This window comes from Streptomyces sp. NPDC049837 (assembly GCF_040674455.1).
Taxonomy (GTDB): Bacteria; Actinomycetota; Actinomycetes; order Streptomycetales; family Streptomycetaceae; genus Streptomyces.
Window position 1 is genome coordinate 618,704 of record NZ_JBFAMP010000001.1, and the last position, 16,649, is coordinate 635,352.

Here is a 16,649-nt window from a genome sequence, read left to right on the forward strand (position 1 = left end):
CCGCACGTGAGCACTGAGAGCGCCTCGCCCGCCGAACATGTCGTGGATGTCGTGGACGTCGTGCTGTCCGTCGTGGCAGAGGTGACCGGCGCCGGGCCCCACCGGCTGACGGACAACTTCTACGACTTCGGCGGCACCTCCCTGGACGCGATACGCATATGCCTGCGCGTCGGTCGCGAACTCGGCCTGGACATCACCCCCGAGACGCTCCTGGACAGCGACGACCTCGCCGGTTTCGCCTCGGCCGTGGCCGCCGCCAGGGACGCCCGATGACCGGCGCCGCCGTGGCACCGGGCGTCGCCGAGGTCCTCGCGACCGACACCGGCACCGGCATGGGTGCGGGCAACGGCGGGCCGTCCCTGATCCACGAGGCCGTCGAACGGCACGCCGCGCGCGTGCCGGACGCCGTCGCCCTCGTCGACGGCGCCCGGCGCGTCGGCTACGCGGAGCTGGACGCGGCGGCCGACGCGTGGGCGGCCGAACTCCTGGATCTCGGCGCCGGACCGGGCGGATTCGTGCCGGTCGTCCTGCCGCGATCGGCGACGCTGGTGGCGGCCCTCCTGGGCGTGCTCAAGACCGGGGCCGCGTACGCCGCCCTGGATCCCGGCTGGCCCGTCGAGCGGCTGCGCTCGGTGACCGGGATGCTCGCGCCCCGCGTGATGGTGGCGCCGGACCCGTGGGAGGGCCGGGAGGCCTGGGACGGCCCGCTGTGCGCGCCGTCGCCGAGCGGCCTCGGGCCCCGGAACGCCGTGGCACAGCCCGACGGCCCACGGCCGGGACGGGCGTCGCGGCCGCCGGTGGACGGCTCCTGTCCCGCCACGGTCTTCTTCACCTCCGGCACCACGGGCCGCCCCAAGGCGGTGGTGTCCGGGCACCGGGCCACGCTCAGCCTGTTCGACGGCGGCTTCGAGCCGTTCACCTCCGGCGGCGCGAGGGGGCCGGTCATGCCCCAGGCGGCGCCGGTGTCCTGGGACGGATTCACGCTGGAGACCTGGGGCCCGCTGGTCAACGGCGGGACCAGTGTGCTCCTCGACAGCGGTTACCTGCTCCCCGGTACGCTGCGTGCCCTCGTCGAGCGCGAAGGGGTGGACACGGTCTGGCTCACCGCCTCCCTGTTCCACCTCTTCGTCGACGAGGACCCCGGTTGCTTCGCGGGGCTGCGCCATGTGCTGACCGGTGGTGAACGGCTCTCCGTACCCCGCGTGCGGGCCTTCCTGGACCGCCATCCGGACGTCGGGCTGACCAACGGTTACGGGCCCGTCGAGACGTGCGTGTTCACCACCGCCCGGCGCGTACGCCGCTCCGACTGCGACGTGCCGTCGGGAATCCCGGTCGGCGAGCCGGTCCCCGGGCGCCGGGTGCACATCCTGGCGGACGGCGGCCTGCCGGCGGCGCCGGGCACCACGGGAGAGATCTGCGTCTCCGGTGACGGCGTCGCACTGGGCTACCTGGGCGACGCGGAGCTGACCGCCCGTATGTTCCCGACCGTCACCGTCGACGGCGTACCCACCCGGCTGTACCGGACCGGGGACCTCGGGTTCCAGGACGGCGACGGCGTCGTGCACTTCACCGGGCGCGCGGACCGGCAGGTCAAGGTACGCGGCCACCGCGTCGAACCGGAGGAGGTGGAGGCGGTCGTTCGCGCCCTGTCCGGCGTGGCCGACTGCGCGGTCGTGCCCGTTCCCGGCGTGAACGGCGGGTACGAGCGGCTGGCGCTCTTCTACACGCAGGCCCCCGGCGACGACCCGCTGCCGCCCCCGGCCGTGCGCCGGGAACTGACCGCCAGGCTGCCCCGCCACCTCGTGCCCGACCTGGTGCGACGGCGGGCGGACCTGCCGCTGACCGCCAACGGGAAACTGGACCGGTCCGCGCTGCTGCGCACGCTCCGGCAGGGCGGCAACGGCGGACACGGCGGCCAGCGCGGCAGCGGCGGCTCCGCCGACAACGACGTCTCCGGCGACAACGGCGGCTCAGGCGGCAACGGCATGGAGGCCGGCGCGTGAGCACGTACGAGAACGGGGACGCCCGCACCACCCACCCCATGTCGTTCGAGCAGGAGTCGATCTGGCTCAACGACCAGTTCCAGGCGGGGGCCGGGCGTTACGTCGAGTCCTGGATCCACCGCCTGCGCGGCGACATCGATGTCCGGGCCGTCCGGGCGGCGCTGACCGGCGTCGTCGCCCGCCACGAACCGCTGCGTACCGCCCTGGTCATGGAGGACGGCCGGACGGTGCAGCGAGTGGCCCCACCCGCGCCGGTGCCGCTCACGGTGCGGCGGGTCGCACCCGGCGCGGTGGCCGACGCGGTCCGGGCGGCCGTCTCCGGTCCGCTGCCCACGGACCGGCCGCCGCTGCTGCGGGCGACGCTGCTGCGCACCGGCGAGCGGGACGCCGTCCTGGCGCTCGCGCTGCACCACGCGGTCATCGACGGGTGGTCGTTCCGCCTGCTCGACCAGGAGTTCAGCGAGCTGTACCGGGCGGCCGTCGAGAACCGCCCCCCGGAACTCCCGGACCTCCCCACGACGTTCGGCGCGTACGCCCGTACCCAGCGCCAACAGGCGCAGTCCGCACCGGACGACGCCATGGAGTACTGGCGCCGGACGCTGGACGGCGCACCCGCCGAGTCCACGTTCCCGCTCGACCGGCCCCGCCCGGCGTTGCCGGACCACCGGGGCGGGATGGCCGAGTTCGCCGTCGGCCCGGAGCTCACCGACGCCGTACGCGCGGCCTGCCGCCGGCTCCGTACGACCCCCTTCGTGTTCTTCACGGCCGTCCTGACCGCACTGATGACGCGGCTGGGCGGCCAGGACGACATCGTGCTGGGCACCCCCGTCACGCGGCGCGACCAACTGGAGCTGGAGCCGCTGATCGCCTGCCTCAGCGACGTCATGCCACTGCGTCAGCGCGTCCGCCCCGGGCAGACGTTCCGGGAGCTGGTCAAGGAGAGCACCGCCGTCGTACGCGGGGCCATGGCGCACCGTCACGTTCCGCACAGCCGCCTGGTGGCGGAGCTGGCGGGCGAGCGGGTACCGGGGCGGTTCCCGCTGTTCCAGGTCGTGTTCACGGTCGACGACTCCGGTGCCCCCGGGCTGCGGCTCCCGGGCGTGTCCGCGGAACGCGTCCACGGGCACAACGGCACCGCCAAGTTCGACGTGTTCCTCGAACTCGTGCCGTGCGAGGGCCAGGGCGGTTATCGGGCCCTGATGGAGTACGCGACCGGGGTCTTCGACCCGTCGACCGCCGAGCGCCTGGCCGAGCGTTTCCTGGCTCTCGTCGAGGACGCCACCAGGAACCCGGACGCGGCCGTGGACGACCTGGCCGTCATGCCGGAGACGGAACGGCGGCTGGTGACCGAGACGCTGCCCCGGGGCCCCGAGCCACCGGGTTCGCGGCCGCTCCCGCACGCCCACGAGCTCGTCGCCCGGACGGCACGGTCCGCACCGGGCACCCCCGCTGTGGTGCACGGCGAGCGGACCATGACGTATGCCGAGCTCTGGGACGCCTCCCATGGTCTTGCCCAATGGCTGGTCTCCCAGGGGCTGGCCGGAGAGCGGATAGGTATCCGCATCGGGCGGTCGGCCGATCCCCTCGTCGCCCTCCTGGGCACCCTCCGGGCCGGTGCCGCCTGCGTCCCGCTGGACCCCTCCCTTCCCGCCGAACGCACCGCCTACATGGTCCGCGACAGCCGCATGGCCGCCATCGTGACCACCCGGGCGACGGGGACTCCCCCGGAGACCGAGACCGGCGTACGCGTGCTGTTCCTGGACGACGTCCCGCGCGAGCACCCGGGCCCTTCCCTTCCCGGAACGTCCCCAAAGGACCTGGCGTACGTCGTGTACACCTCCGGCTCCACCGGGCGCCCCAAGGGCGTGGCCCTGCCCCACCGGTCACTGGCGGCGCTCCTCGACTGGCAGTGCCGCTCATCCGCCGCGGGCACCGGCTCCCGCACGCTCCAGTTCGCACCGCTCGGCTTCGACGTGGCGTTCCAGGAGACCTTCGGCACATGGGCGAGCGGCGGGACGCTCGTCCTCACCGACGACGGGACGCGCGGGGACCCGCACCGCCTGCTCGACCTGATCGAGCGGCACGCGGTCGACCGGCTCTTCCTGCCCTACGTGGCTCTGCAACAGCTCGCCGAGTACGCCGTGGCCGCCGGCCGTTCCGCCGAGAGCCTCCGGGAGGTGATCACGGCCGGTGAGCAGTTGTACGTGACCCCCGCGATCCGGAGGTTCTTCGCCGCCGCGTGCCCCCGGGCGCGTCTGGAGAACCAGTACGGCCCCTCGGAGACCCATGTGGTCACCGCCCACCCCCTCACCGGCGCGCCCCCGGCGTGGCCGGACCGCCCGCCGATCGGGCGGCCGGTGCCGGGGAGCAGGGTGTACATCCTGGACAACCGGCTGCGGCCGTGTCCGGTGGGCACGGCCGGCGAGATCTGCGTCGCCGGGGACGCGGTCGCGGTCGGCTACCTCTCCGAGGACGCCGGGCGGACCGGCCGGTTCCTGCCCGACCCCTTCGACGCGGGCCGGCCCGGCGCCCTTCTGTACCGCACCGGGGACCTCGGCCGGTTCCTGCCGGACGGCACGATCCAGTTCCTGGGCCGCGACGACGACCAGGTCAAGATCCGTGGGTACCGGGTCGAGCCGGGCGAGGTCGAAGCCGCCCTGAAGGCGGTGCCGGGCGTGACCGACGCCGTGGTGCACGTGGACGGGACGGGCGCGGACGAGAAGCGGCTCGTGGCGTACTACACGGCGGCCGGCCCGGAGGGGCCCGAGGCGAAGGGGCCCGACCCGGACGGGCCCGAGGCGGAGCGGGTGCGCGTGGCGCTCCTGGAGCGGCTTCCGCGCCACTTGGTCCCGGCGTCCGTCGTCCGAGTCCCGGGCCTCCCGCTCACCGCCAGCGGCAAGACGGACCGCGCGGCGGTGCACCGGCTGTACGCACCCCCGGCGTCCCAGCCGCCCACCGCCCCGGCCACGCCCACCGGCCCCACCGCGTCCGCCGCCCCCACCGCCGCCCAGCCCTCGGACCGACTGGCCGCGATCTGGGCCGAGGTCCTGCGGACCGCGAGTCCCGACCCCGACCGGTCGTTCTTCTCACTCGGCGGCGACTCCCTGCTGGCCGTACGGCTCGCCGTCCGCCTCCGTACCGAACTGGGACTGGACGTCCGTCCCGCCGACGTCGTCGCGGCCCCCACCCTGGGCGCCCTGGCGGCGCTCGCCGGCTCACGCGGCCGGGCGGTCCCGGTCATCGGCCGCGAGACGCTCGCCGCGGACATCGTGCCCGCGCGGAAGGTGGTGCGCGTCGCCGGCGAGCCGCGCCACATCCTGCTGACGGGCGCCACCGGATTCCTGGGCGCGTTCCTGCTGCACGAGCTGCTGGAGCGGACCGGTGCTGTGGTGCACTGCCTCGTCCGCGTCGAGGAGACGGCCGCCGCGGGGAAACGGCTCCGCGCCGCGCTGGAGCGCTACCGGTTGTGGGACGACTCACGCGCGCACCGCGTCCGGGCAGTGCCCGGGGACCTGTCCCTCCCCCGGCTGGGGCTCGGGCAGGACCGGTTCGACGAGCTGGCGCGGACGGTCGACGTGGTGTTCCACTCCGGCGCCGAGGTGAACCTGGCGTACGGCTACGAGCGCCTGAAGGCGGCCAACGTCGACGGGACCGCGGAAGTGCTGCGCCTGGCTGCCGCCCACCGCACGGTCCCGCTGCACCACGTCTCCACCGTCGGGGTCTTCCCGCCGGCCGGTCCGCCGGCGGGACGGGTGCTGCCCGGTCACCCGCTGGGGGACGTCACGCTGCTGCGCAACGGCTACGCCGAGTCGAAGTGGGTGGCCGAGACGCTCGTCGCCCAGGCCCGGGAGCGCGGCCTGCCCGTCACGGTGTACCGCCCCACACGGATCGCCGGCGCGAGCGGGACGGGGGTGTGCCAGACGTCCGACTTCCTGTGGCTGCTGGTGAAGGGCTGCGTCGAGGCGGGCATCGCGCCGGGCGACTACGTCTCCGACTTCGATCTGGTGCCGGTGGACCACGTCAGCGGGGCGATCGCCGTCCTGGCCGCCGATCCGTCGGCCGCCGGGGAGACGTTCCACGTCTCGAGTGAGCGGCTGCGCACGTTCACCGGCATCGTGGACCGGCTGAGGTCCCTGGGGTACCGGCTGGACGACGTACCGCTGGAGCACTGGCACCGCCACCTGGAACGGCACCCGGAGAACCCGGCGTACCCGCTCCTCGGTCTCCTCCCGCCCACAGGCACGGGGACGCCGCGCCGAGCGGACTCCCCGGTGTTCGTCTCGTCCTCCACCCGCCGGGCGCTGCACGGCTCCGGCGTGGTGTCCCCGGAGGTCGACGACCGACTCTTCGACCGCTATGTCCGCTTTTTCGTGCGGGAAGGGTTCCTGCCGTCGCCGACCGCTGGAAAGGAGCTCGACCCCTGTCGAGAAGACGTCGATCACGAGATATCTTGATGTCGAGCAATGTTGCAGACGTGGAGCGGAGCACCCGGTGACTGACTCGACCATCATCTATACACACACTGACGAGGCCCCGGCCCTGGCCACGTACTCGTTCCTGCCCGTGGTCCAGGCGTACGCCTCGACGGCCGGGGTCAGCGTGGAGACCCGGGACATCTCGCTGGCGGGCCGGATCATCGCCGGCTTCCCCGAGTACCTCCAGGAGGGGCAGCGCATCGAGGACGCGCTCGCCGAGCTGGGCGAGCTGGCCAAGACGCCCGAGGCCAACATCATCAAGCTGCCGAACATCTCGGCGTCGATCCCGCAGCTCAAGGCCGCGGTCGCCGAGCTCCAGCAGCAGGGCTACGCGCTGCCGGACTACCCGGACGACCCGAAGACCGACGAGGAGCGGGACATCCGCGCCCGCTACGACAAGGTCAAGGGCAGCGCCGTCAACCCGGTGCTGCGCGAGGGCAACTCCGACCGCCGCGCCCCCGCGTCGGTCAAGAACTACGCCAAGACCCACCCGCACCGGATGGGCGCGTGGACCTCCGAGTCCAAGACCAACGTCGCCACCATGGGCCAGAACGACTTCCGCTCCACCGAGAAGTCCGTGGCGATCTCCGAGGCCGGCTCGCTCCGTATCGAGCTGGCGGGTGACGACGGCACCACCACGGTGCTGCGCGAGTCCGTTCCCGTCCTGGCGGGCGAGGTCGTCGACGCGTCCGTCATGCGCGTCGCCGCGCTGCGTGAGTTCCTCACCGCGCAGGTCGCCCGCGCCAAGGCGGAGGGCGTGCTGTTCTCCGTGCACCTCAAGGCCACGATGATGAAGGTCTCGGACCCGATCATCTTCGGTCACGTCGTACGCGCCTTCTTCCCGAAGACGTTCGCGAAGTACGGCGAGACGCTCGCCGCGGCCGGCCTTACCCCGAACGACGGTCTGGGCGGCATCTACAAGGGTCTGGAGTCCCTGCCCGAGGGCGCCGAGATCAAGGCGTCCTTCGACGCCGAGCTGGCCGAGGGCCCTGAGCTCGCCATGGTCGACTCCGACAAGGGCATCACCAACCTGCACGTCCCCTCCGACGTCATCGTCGACGCCTCCATGCCCGCCATGATCCGCACCTCGGGCCACATGTGGGGCCCGGACGGCCAGGAGCACGACACGCTCGCCGTCCTGCCGGACAGCAGCTACTCCGGCGTCTACCAGGTCGTCATCGACGACTGCCGGGCGAACGGCGCGTACGACCCGGCGACCATGGGCTCGGTGCCCAACGTCGGCCTGATGGCGCAGAAGGCCGAGGAGTACGGCAGCCACGACAAGACCTTCGAGATCCCCACCACGGGCACCGTCCGTCTCGTCGACGCGGCCGGCAACGTCGTTCTGGAGCAGGCCGTTTCGGCCGGCGACATCTTCCGCGCCTGCCAGACCAAGGACGCGCCGATCAAGGACTGGGTGAAGCTGGCCGTCACCCGCGCCCGCGCGACCGGCGACCCGGCGGTGTTCTGGCTGGACGAGACCCGCGCCCACGACGCGGTGCTCATCGAGAAGGTCAGGCAGTACCTCCCGGAGCACGACACCGAGGGCCTGGACATCCGCATCATGTCCCCGGTCGAGGCGACGAAGCTGTCCGTCGAGCGGATCCGCCGCGGCGAGAACACGATCTCGGTCACCGGCAACGTACTGCGTGACTACCTGACCGACCTGTTCCCGATCCTGGAGCTGGGCACCAGCGCCAAGATGCTCTCGGTCGTCCCGCTGATGAACGGCGGCGGCCTGTTCGAGACGGGTGCCGGCGGCTCCGCGCCCAAGCACGTCCAGCAGCTCGTCAAGGAGAACTACCTGCGCTGGGACAGCCTGGGCGAGTTCCTCGCCCTCGCGGTCAGCTTCGAGCACCTCGCGCAGACCACGGGCAACGCCCGCGCCCAGGTCCTGGCCGACACGCTGGACCGCGCGACCGCGACGTTCCTCAACGAGGACAAGTCGCCGAGCCGTCGCCTGGGTGGCATCGACAACCGCGGCAGCCACTTCTACCTGGCGATGTACTGGGCGCAGGAGCTGGCCAAGCAGACCGACGACGCCGACCTCGCGAAGGCGTTCGCGCCGATCGCGCAGACGCTCACCGACAACGAGCAGAAGATCGTCGACGAGCTGATCGCGGTACAGGGCAAGCCGGCCGACATCGGCGGCTACTACCACCCCGACCCGGCCAAGGCCTCTGCGGTCATGCGCCCGTCGGCCACCCTCAACCAGGCTCTCGCGACCCTGGGCTGACGCCTCGTCGGCACTCCCGCACCAAGCGACCGCCCCGGCCGGACACCACCGGCCGGGGCGGTCGTTTCGGCTGACCTAGCGGCCGGGCGGCTGGTAGTTCACGTCCCGCGCCTTGCGCAGGGCATCCATCGTCTCGTCCACGGTCAGGAGAACCGTCGTCTCGAACGACGCCAGCGCGCCGCCCCCGGTGATCGCCAGCGCGACCGCGGCCATGGACGTGTTGTCGGGGGCTTCCCAGAGGGTGTAGCCGTCATGCCGGCCGAAGGCGTACCAGAAGCCGTGGAGCTTGCCGCCGACCGACTCGATGTACGCCTGAGCCGCCCTGCGGCGGTCTTCCGGATTGTGGATCAGCCTGGCCCAGGTTTCCGGCGTGTAGCTGAATCGCGTCAGATAGAGCGGCATTGTCTCTTCCTCACGTGCCCCGCTTCCGCGCGCGGGCGTGCCGTAGAAGCAGAATCCGCACTCTAACCGGAGGAAATCCTTCCGGAGCGGGACCGCACCGCGCCCGCGTGTCACCGGAAATGAGCGAGGGGCCGTTTCAGATTTCTCTGAAACGGCCCCTCATCTGCGACTCTCACGAGTCGGGACGACAGGATTTGAACCTGCGACCCCTTGACCCCCAGTCAAGTGCGCTACCAAGCTGCGCCACGTCCCGATGCGCGTGTCCCGCGGTTTTCGCCGTGGTGAGCGCGCAAGAGAAGATTACCTCACTCCGGGGGCGGGTTCGTGTCGCGGGTCAGGAGGGCGTGGTCGGCGAGGGCGCGGGTGGCCAGGGTGTCGGCGCCGCAGGTGGTGGCCAGGGCGGCGGCGTGGGTGAGCTGGGCCGGGGAGCGGAGGGCCAAGGCGTACTCGTGGCGGGCCAGCGCGTGTTCGTAGGCCGACGGGGAGGCCTCCAGGTGGTGGACCGCCTGGGACAGGAGCTGGACGGCTTCGTCCGGGCGGGCGAACAGGGCCGCGCAGCGGAGGGCTTCGCCGATGGCGGTGTCGGTGCCGAAGCGTTCGGCCTGGACGCGGGCGCGGGTGGCGAGGCGGGCGGCGCGGGTGGGGTCCTCGGTGGCCAGGGCGCGGGCGAGGTCGCAGGCCCAGGGCGCCCAGAGGCCGTTGTGGCGGTCGCGGGCCTCGAAGGCGCGGCCGGCGGCTTCCAGTTCGGCGACGGCTTCCTGCGTACGGCCCTCGGCGAGGAGCAGGCGGCCGTGGACACAGGGGCCGTCCGGCATGAGCATGGCGCTCGGCCAGGGCGGGCCGAAGCGGTAGCGGGTGGCGACGCCGCGTGCCTCGGTGACCCGGCCGCGGGCGAGCAGGGTGTCGATGAGCAGGCAGGCGGCGTCCCACTGCACGGGCAGTCCGCTGCCGACGCGGTCGGCGAGGCGGAGGCCCTCGCGGAGGAAGCTCTCGGCCTCGACGAGCGCGCCGCGGCGGCGGTGGGCGAGGCCGACGAGGGTGTGCGCGAAGGCGAGGTGGGCGCCGCTCCAGCCGGAGATCTCGAAGGCGCGTACCGCCTCCTCGAAGAGGGCCAGGGCACGGTCGGGCCGGTCCGTGAAGGCGTAGGTGACGCCGACCATGGCGGGGGTCTCGAAACCCCACTCGGTGTCGGTCCAGCTCAGGCCGCGCGCCGGGCGGCCGTCGACGAGGGCGCGGTCGCACAGGTCCAGGACCAGTTCGGCGTCCTCACCGCGCAGCATGGCGTCGAAGGCCCGCAGGGACAGCAGGGCGCGCTCGGCGTTGTCGGCGCCGGGGAGGTGGTCGGCGAGGCCGGCGAGGCGGCGGGAGCGGCCGGGTCCGTCGTCCTCGGTGGCCCGGAACGCCTCGTACATGAAGTGGGCCGCCTGGAGCCGGGTGCGGGCGGCGCCGGCGGGGGTGCGGGCGGCCTCGGCGGCGACGGAGTGGGCGGCCTCGCGGAGCTGGTCGTTGTGGGCGAGGGCCTGGGCGAGGCGGCAGGTGGCGTCGGTGCGGAGGTCTCCGTCGAGGCCGGGCAGGGCGAGGGCGGAGCGCAGGTGGCGCACGGTGGCCGGGGGTGAGGTGAGGAGGGCGGCGCAGCCGAGCTCGTAGAGGACCTGGGCGTAGGCGTGCGGCGGCGGGGGTTCCTGGAGGGCGCGTTCCAGGCAGCGGCGGGCGGCGTCGGGGGCTCCGACGGCGAGGTGTTCGCGGGCGGCCCGGCGCAGTTGGTCGACGACTTCCTCGTCGTCGTCCGGGTGGATCTCCAGCAGGTGGCGGGCGGCGGCCGCGGCGCCGAGGCCGGCGCGGGCGACGGCCCAGGCGGCGCGGCCGTGCATGGCGGTGCGGGTGGCGGGCGGGATGGAGCGGTATATGGCGGTGGCGATGAGCGGGTGGGCGAACTCCAGGGGGTCGGAGCCGGTGACGATCCGGGCCTCCCGGAGCCGTTCGGTGCAGCCGACCGCCTCGGCGGGGGTCATCCCGGCCAGGGTGGCGGCGAGGCCCCGTGAGATGTCGGTGCCGAGCACGGCGGCGGCCCAGGCGAGCCGGGTGGGTCCGGTGCCGAGCCGTTCCAGCCGGGCGACGAGTCCGCTGCCGCGCGCGGAGGAGCCGAGGTCGCGCAGGTGGGGGACCGACCGCTCGACGGGGTCGAGCATCCGGTCCTGGACCTTGGCGAGGAGTTCCACCGTTTCGTAGGGATTGCCGCCGGTCACCGCCCACACCTCGCGGCAGAACGGGTCGTCCGCCCGGTCGCCGAGGGTGGCCCGGGCCAGTTCGGCGGTCGCGCCGGGGCTGAAGGGGTGCAGGGTGACGCGCAGCCGGGCGGCGGCCCCGAGCCGGTCGAGCAGGGCGGCCACGGGTCCGGGCGGCGGGTCGCCGCGGTGGGCGAGGACGACGAGCAGGGGCAGGCTCGGCAGGCTCACGGCCAGCGAGGCGAGCCAGGTCAGGGATTCGGTGTCCGCCCAGTGCGCGTCGTCGACGAGCAGGACGAGGGGCCGGGCGCGGTGGCGCTCGGCGAGCCGGGCGACGACCCAGTCGAGGCCGTCCCGTACGCCCTGGGGGTCGGCGGCCGGCCCGCTGGGGGCCGCGATGCCGAGGGCGGGGGCGGCGACGTCGTACCAGTCGCCGAACAGCGGCCCGACCCGGTCGTCGCCGATCACGGCGAGGGCCGGCCGCAGTAACTGACGCACGACGTGGAACGGCACGGAGGTGACGGTCTCGCCGCCTTGCGCACCGTGGACGGTGCACCGGTCCCGGGCGAGCCGGCGGACCTCGGCGAGCAGCGCCGTCTTGCCGATGCCGGCCTCGCCCCGGTAGATCAGCAGGCCGCCCGAGGCGGCGGGGCCGCACAGTGCCTCCACGGCGCGAGCGGCGGCGGCGAGCTCGGGCTCGCGCTCCAACAGCGGTACGGAAAGCCGGTGTTCCGGCCGGGACGGCAGCATCGCCTTCCCTCCCCCACGAGTACCCGACGAGTCCCCACACATCGTGGCAAGCCGAGCGTAGCCCCGTGCCCCGGGTGGCGGACATGGTTGGGACAGTGCCCGCCGGACGGGTGACAATTGGGGCGTGAACAGGACGCGACGGGACCGGGACGAAGAGGGGCGGGCACGCAACGCGCGCCCGAGGGACGGCCTGGGCCGCCCCCTGCCGTACGGCGAGGCGGGGGTGGAGCGGCAGCCCGAGGGGGTGGAGCGCACGCCGGCCGAGACCGTGCGGGAGGCGCAGCGGCTGCTGGACGCGGGGATGCCGTTCCACGCCCACGAGGTGTTCGAGGACGCCTGGAAGTCCGGTCCGGAGGAGGAACGGGAACTGTGGCGGGGGCTGGCGCAGCTCGCGGTGGGGCTCACCCATGCCGCCCGGGGCAACACGGCGGGCGGGGCGCGGCTGCTGCTGCGGGGCGCGGACCGGATCGGGGCGTTCACCGACCGTCCGTACGGGATCGACGTGGGCGGTCTGGTGGCGTGGGCGCGGGAGCTGGCGGGGCGGCTGGAGGGGGTCGTCGATCCGGTGGCGGAGGCGCCGAGGCTGCGGGGGTGATCACCGGACGCCCGGACCGGGTTCCCAGGTGAGGTGGAGTTCCTGGGGCGAGCGGTGGATCAGGGTGGGCCGCATCACGACGTCGTGGCCCTCGGCGAGGCGCAGCCCCGGCAGGCGGCGGGCGAACAGCTCGACGGTGAGCCTGAGTTGTGCGCGGGCGAGCTGGGAGCCGGGGCAGCCGTGCGCGCCGTGGCCGAAGGCGACGTGGCGGATGTGGGGGCGGGAGAGGGACCGGGTGATGTCGAAGGTGTCGGCGCGCTCGTAGCGGGTCTCGTCGCGGTTGGCCGAGCCGTACGCCACGAACACCGTGGCCCCGGCGGGCAGTCGCGTACCGGCCAGGGTGACGGGGCGGGTGGTGGTGCGGCGGAAGCCCTGCACGGCGGTGTCGTAGCGGGCCGCCTCCTCCACGGCGGCGGGGATCAGCTCGGGCTTGGCGCACAGCAGGCGCCACTGGTCGGGGTGGCCGAGGAGGTGGAGCAGGGTGGTTCCGATGAGCGCGGTGGTGGTCAGGTGGCCGGCGATGAGGAAGTTCTGGAGGGTGGCGACCAGTTCGTGCCGCTGGTCGAGGGTGAGTTCACCGGTGCCGGGGGCGAGGGCGGCGACGAGGGAGGAGCACAGGTCGTCGCGCGGGTGGGCGCGCCGGTCACGTATGTAGGTGTCGAGGAGGTGCTGGAGGGCGACGACGTCCTCGGCGGCCTCGACCTGTTCGGCCTCGGTCATGGGCCGGAACAGCAGTTGTTCGGCGCGGTGGCCGCCGTGGACGGCGGCCGGGACGTCGGCGGGGTCCAGGCCCAGCAGGCGCCCGACGACCGCGCCGGGGAGCCTGCCCGCGTACGAGGCCATCAGCTCGGTCCGGCCGTCGGCGGCGAAGCCGTCGACCAGTTCGTCGGCGACCTCGGCCGCGTACGGCAGGAGCGCGGCCACCCGGGCGGCGGACAGGCCGCTGTTCAGGGGTGCGCGGTGGCGCCGGTGGGCGGCGCCGTCGGTCGTGACGACGGTCGGCCGGTTGCCGAGGCCCCGGCCGAGGACGGCGAGCGCGGCGGGCGCGGGCATCACGTCGGGGCGCAGGGACTGGGCGGACGAGAACTCCTCCGGCCGCAGCAGCACTTCACGCACGTCCGCGTCGCGGGCCACCAGCCAGGCGTCCAGCTCGGGTACGTAGGTGAGCCCTTCGGCGCGCCGCGCGCGTGAATACACGGGATACGGATCGCGCTGGAGCGCGTCCAACGCCGCGCTGGGCCCGGCTGGGGCGGACGGGGCGGGGGGCGGGGCGGCGGAACCGGCGGGCGTCGCCTGGCCCGTGGGGCCATTGGCGCCGCTAGGGGCGATGGGGCCGCTGGAGGCGATGGAGGGCGCCGGGCCCGCGGGCATGGCGGGGCCGGCGGGCGCAGCAGTACCGGCCGGGGCGGTGGAAGACGCCGGGCCCGCGGGGTCGGCCGGGGCGGTGGGGTCGGTGGGGGCGGTGGGGTCCATGCGGCGGCGCCTCCTGGCGGAAGGGTGCGGGCACGGTGCGGTCCGGCCATGGTGCACGAGCGGCCGTGCGCCGGGAAGACGGCGGCCGCCGCGTCAGGCGTCGGCCGGGGCGAGGCCCAGCGCCGGGAGGATCACCGCGTCGACGTACGCGGGCAGGGCGTCGTCCCCGCCGAAGCGGTCCTCGAAGAGCCGCTCGATGCGCAGGACGCCCAGGAACCCGGGGGCGACGAAGGCGATGGCCGGGTTGTCGGCGGCGATCTCGCCGCGTTCGACACCGCGCCGCAGCATCGCGTCGAGAGCGGCGACCTCGGGGTTGATGACCGTTTCGCGCAGTGCCCGGCGCAGGTCGGGGTGCTGGAGGTAGGCCTGCCCGACGGCCTCCATCAGTTCGGTGTCCCGGCCCCGGCGCCCGGCGGCGGCGACCGCGGCCGCACGCAGGTCACCGGCCAGGGAGCCGGTGTCGATGCCGGTGAACAGGCTGCACCGGCTCTTGTCGAGCGCGGCCGTGACCAACTGGGACTTGGTCTTCCACTGGCGGTAGAGCGTGGCCTTGCCGCACTTGGTGCGGGCGGCGACGCCCTCCATGGTCACGGCGTCGTAGCCGCCCTCCCGCAGCAGGTCGAGCACCGCCCCGTACAGCTCCTGCTCGCGCTCCGGCGTGATCTTGCTGCGGCGCGCGGCGGCCGTGGCGGCCTGCGTGGACATCGGTTCCTCCACGGGTGCGGGCGGGGCGTCGTGCACGTACGGGAGCCGTGCACGTACGAGAGTAAGGGCCGCTCAATCGAGACGCAAACGTATCGAGACGTTTGCGTCTCGATAAAAACGGATCTACGCTTCCTCCGTTTTTGTTTCTGATGTGAACCTTCAGAGGGGCCGAGCATGGCTGCCGGGATACCGCCGGATACGACCACCGCCCCGCGGCCGCCCCTGGTACGCGAGGTGCTGCTGGTGACGGTGCTGTTCCTCGTCTACAAACTCGGCCGGCTCGTCGCCAACGGGCACGAGGGCCTCGCCTTCGGCAACGCGGACCGGGTGTGGCACCTGGAGCGGGCCGTCCACCTGCCGGGCGAGGGCGGGGTGCAGGACCTGCTGCTGGACAGCGGGACCGCCCTCGTCCATGCCGCCAACGCCTACTACGCGTGGGTCCACTTCCCCGCCACGGTCGCCTTCCTGGCCTGGCTGTACTGGCGCCGCCCCGCCCACTACCTGTGGGCGCGCCGCGTCCTGGCACTGCTGACCGCCGCCGCGCTCGCGCTGCACCTGCTCGCGCCGCTCGCCCCGCCGCGCATGCTGGCCGAGGCGGGGCTCGTCGACACCGCGCGGCTCTACGGGCCCTCCGTGTACGGCGCCACTCCCGCCACGGACACCATGGCGAACCAGTTCGCGGCGATGCCGTCGCTGCACTTCGGGTGGGCGCTGGTGGTGGCCCTCGGGCTGATCGCCGCCACGCGCGGGCGGTGGCGCGGGCTGTGGCTGCTCCACCCGTTGGTCACCCTGCTGGTGATCGTCGGGACGGCGAACCACTACTGGGTGGACGCGCTGGTGGCCACGGTGCTTCTGGGCGCCTGTCTGGCCCTCGTACGGGTGGCCCCGGTGCGCGCGGCGGCGCTGCGATGAGGACCACGCTGCTCGCCGTGCTGCTCTCCCTCGCGTCGGCCGCCGGGTACGCGCTGGCGGCGGTCGTCCAGTCGCGGCTGGCGGCGGTGCCCGGGCGTGCCCGAGCGCTGCTGTCCCGGCCGCTGTGGTGGTGGGCGGTCGGGCTGAACGGGGCCGGCGCGCTCACCCACGTCGCGGCGCTCCACTACGGGCCGCTCACCCTGGTGCAGCCGCTGGGCGCCCTGACGCTGGTCGCCGCGCTGCCCGTCGGGGCGTACTACGAGCGGCGACGCGTGACACGGGCGGAGTGGCGCGGCGCGCTGTGGACGCTGGGCGGGCTGGTCGGCCTGGTCGCGGTGGTGGGCCCGGCGGCGCCGGGCGAGGCGCTGTCGCTGCCGGAGGCGCTGGCGGTGGTGGCGGTGACGGCGGCGGGGATCGCGGCGCTGGTACGCCGAGGGGGCGGGGGTCTGGGTCTGGCGACGGCGTCGGGGATCTCATCGGGTGTGGCGTCCGCCCTCACCCAGACGGTCACCGCCTCACTCGCGCGGGAGCTGCCCGGCGGGCCGATGACCTGGTGGCAGACGGCGCTCCTGGCGGTGCTGGTGTCGGTGTTCGCCATGGGCGGGCTGCTGCTGTCGCAGGCGGCGTTCCGGGGCGGGCTTGCGGCGCCGCTCGCCGTGGTGAACCTCGCGAACCCGGCGGCGGCCGCCGCCATCGGCGTCGCCCTGCTCGGCGAGACGTTCCGGGCGGGCCCGGTCGGCTGGCTGGCCGCGGCGGCCGCCGGTGCGGTGGCGGCGCGCGGGGTGGTCCTCCTGACGGCCGGTCACCCGGCGCCCGTGCCCGCGCCCCGGGCACCGGAGCCGGATGCCCACCCGGTCACGCCTTGAGCAGCTC

At 74.1% G+C, this 16,649-nt stretch carries 11 protein-coding genes and 1 tRNA gene; 7 read left to right on the top strand and 5 right to left on the bottom strand.

Annotated elements, in window-relative coordinates; translation table 11 throughout:
• The first annotated feature begins 6 nt into the window (after positions 1–6).
• Genes AB0J57_RS02825 through AB0J57_RS02840 form a run of 4 tightly spaced genes read left to right on the top strand, consistent with a single transcriptional unit; the run spans position 7 to position 8,714 of the window.
• Positions 7–273 carry an acyl carrier protein gene (locus AB0J57_RS02825; protein WP_366126111.1) on the top strand — a complete coding sequence of 89 codons (267 nt, stop codon included), beginning with the start codon at positions 7–9 and terminating at the stop codon, positions 271–273.
• Positions 270–2,003 carry an amino acid adenylation domain-containing protein gene (locus tag AB0J57_RS02830; protein WP_366126112.1) on the top strand — a complete coding sequence of 578 codons (1,734 nt, stop codon included), beginning with the start codon at positions 270–272 and terminating at the stop codon, positions 2,001–2,003. The genes AB0J57_RS02825 and AB0J57_RS02830 overlap by 4 nt, the downstream gene beginning before the upstream one ends.
• The gene (locus AB0J57_RS02835) at positions 2,000–6,457 is read left to right on the top strand and encodes an amino acid adenylation domain-containing protein (RefSeq protein WP_366126113.1); all 4,458 of its coding nucleotides are present in this window, start codon (positions 2,000–2,002) and stop codon (positions 6,455–6,457) included. The genes AB0J57_RS02830 and AB0J57_RS02835 overlap by 4 nt, the downstream gene beginning before the upstream one ends.
• A 37-nt stretch (positions 6,458–6,494) precedes the next feature.
• A complete protein-coding gene (locus tag AB0J57_RS02840; RefSeq protein ID WP_366126114.1) occupies positions 6,495–8,714 on the top strand; it encodes an NADP-dependent isocitrate dehydrogenase in 2,220 nt (739 codons plus the stop codon).
• Positions 8,715–8,789: 75 nt separating this feature from the next.
• Here AB0J57_RS02840 and AB0J57_RS02845 read toward each other — a convergent pair whose 3' ends face one another.
• The 3 genes from AB0J57_RS02845 to AB0J57_RS02855 all read right to left on the bottom strand — a co-directional run bounded on the left by AB0J57_RS02845 (position 8,790) and on the right by AB0J57_RS02855 (position 12,091).
• Positions 8,790–9,116, bottom strand: coding sequence for a GYD domain-containing protein (locus AB0J57_RS02845; protein WP_366126115.1), 327 nt, complete (start codon positions 9,114–9,116; stop codon positions 8,790–8,792).
• Positions 9,117–9,295: 179 nt separating this feature from the next.
• Positions 9,296–9,369 (bottom strand) — tRNA-Pro (locus AB0J57_RS02850).
• Positions 9,370–9,421: 52 nt separating this feature from the next.
• Positions 9,422–12,091, bottom strand: a complete 2,670-nt coding sequence (locus tag AB0J57_RS02855; RefSeq protein WP_366126116.1) for an AAA family ATPase — start codon at positions 12,089–12,091, stop codon at positions 9,422–9,424.
• A 124-nt stretch (positions 12,092–12,215) separates the two neighbouring features.
• Here AB0J57_RS02855 and AB0J57_RS02860 point away from each other — a divergent pair, with 124 nt between their 5' ends.
• Positions 12,216–12,686, top strand: a complete 471-nt coding sequence (locus AB0J57_RS02860; protein ID WP_366126117.1) for a DUF309 domain-containing protein — start codon at positions 12,216–12,218, stop codon at positions 12,684–12,686.
• On the opposite strand, the gene AB0J57_RS02865 is transcribed toward AB0J57_RS02860, so the two are convergent.
• Together AB0J57_RS02865 and AB0J57_RS02870 are read right to left on the bottom strand one after the other, a co-directional pair.
• Positions 12,687–14,159 carry a cytochrome P450 gene (locus AB0J57_RS02865; protein WP_366126118.1) on the bottom strand — a complete coding sequence of 491 codons (1,473 nt, stop codon included), beginning with the start codon at positions 14,157–14,159 and terminating at the stop codon, positions 12,687–12,689.
• A 93-nt stretch (positions 14,160–14,252) separates the two neighbouring features.
• Entirely contained in the window at positions 14,253–14,864 is a 612-nt protein-coding gene (locus AB0J57_RS02870) for a TetR/AcrR family transcriptional regulator (protein WP_366126119.1), read from the bottom strand.
• Positions 14,865–15,038: 174 nt separating this feature from the next.
• Between AB0J57_RS02870 and AB0J57_RS02875 the strand changes: the two genes are divergently transcribed.
• Together AB0J57_RS02875 and AB0J57_RS02880 are read left to right on the top strand one after the other, a co-directional pair.
• Positions 15,039–15,776, top strand: a complete 738-nt coding sequence (locus AB0J57_RS02875; protein ID WP_366126120.1) for a phosphatase PAP2 family protein — start codon at positions 15,039–15,041, stop codon at positions 15,774–15,776.
• Positions 15,773–16,642: a DMT family transporter gene (locus tag AB0J57_RS02880; RefSeq protein ID WP_366126121.1), complete on the top strand. Its 870-nt coding sequence runs from the start codon at positions 15,773–15,775 to the stop codon at positions 16,640–16,642. Before AB0J57_RS02875 ends, AB0J57_RS02880 begins: the two co-directional genes overlap by 4 nt.
• Positions 16,643–16,649 lie beyond the last annotated feature (7 nt).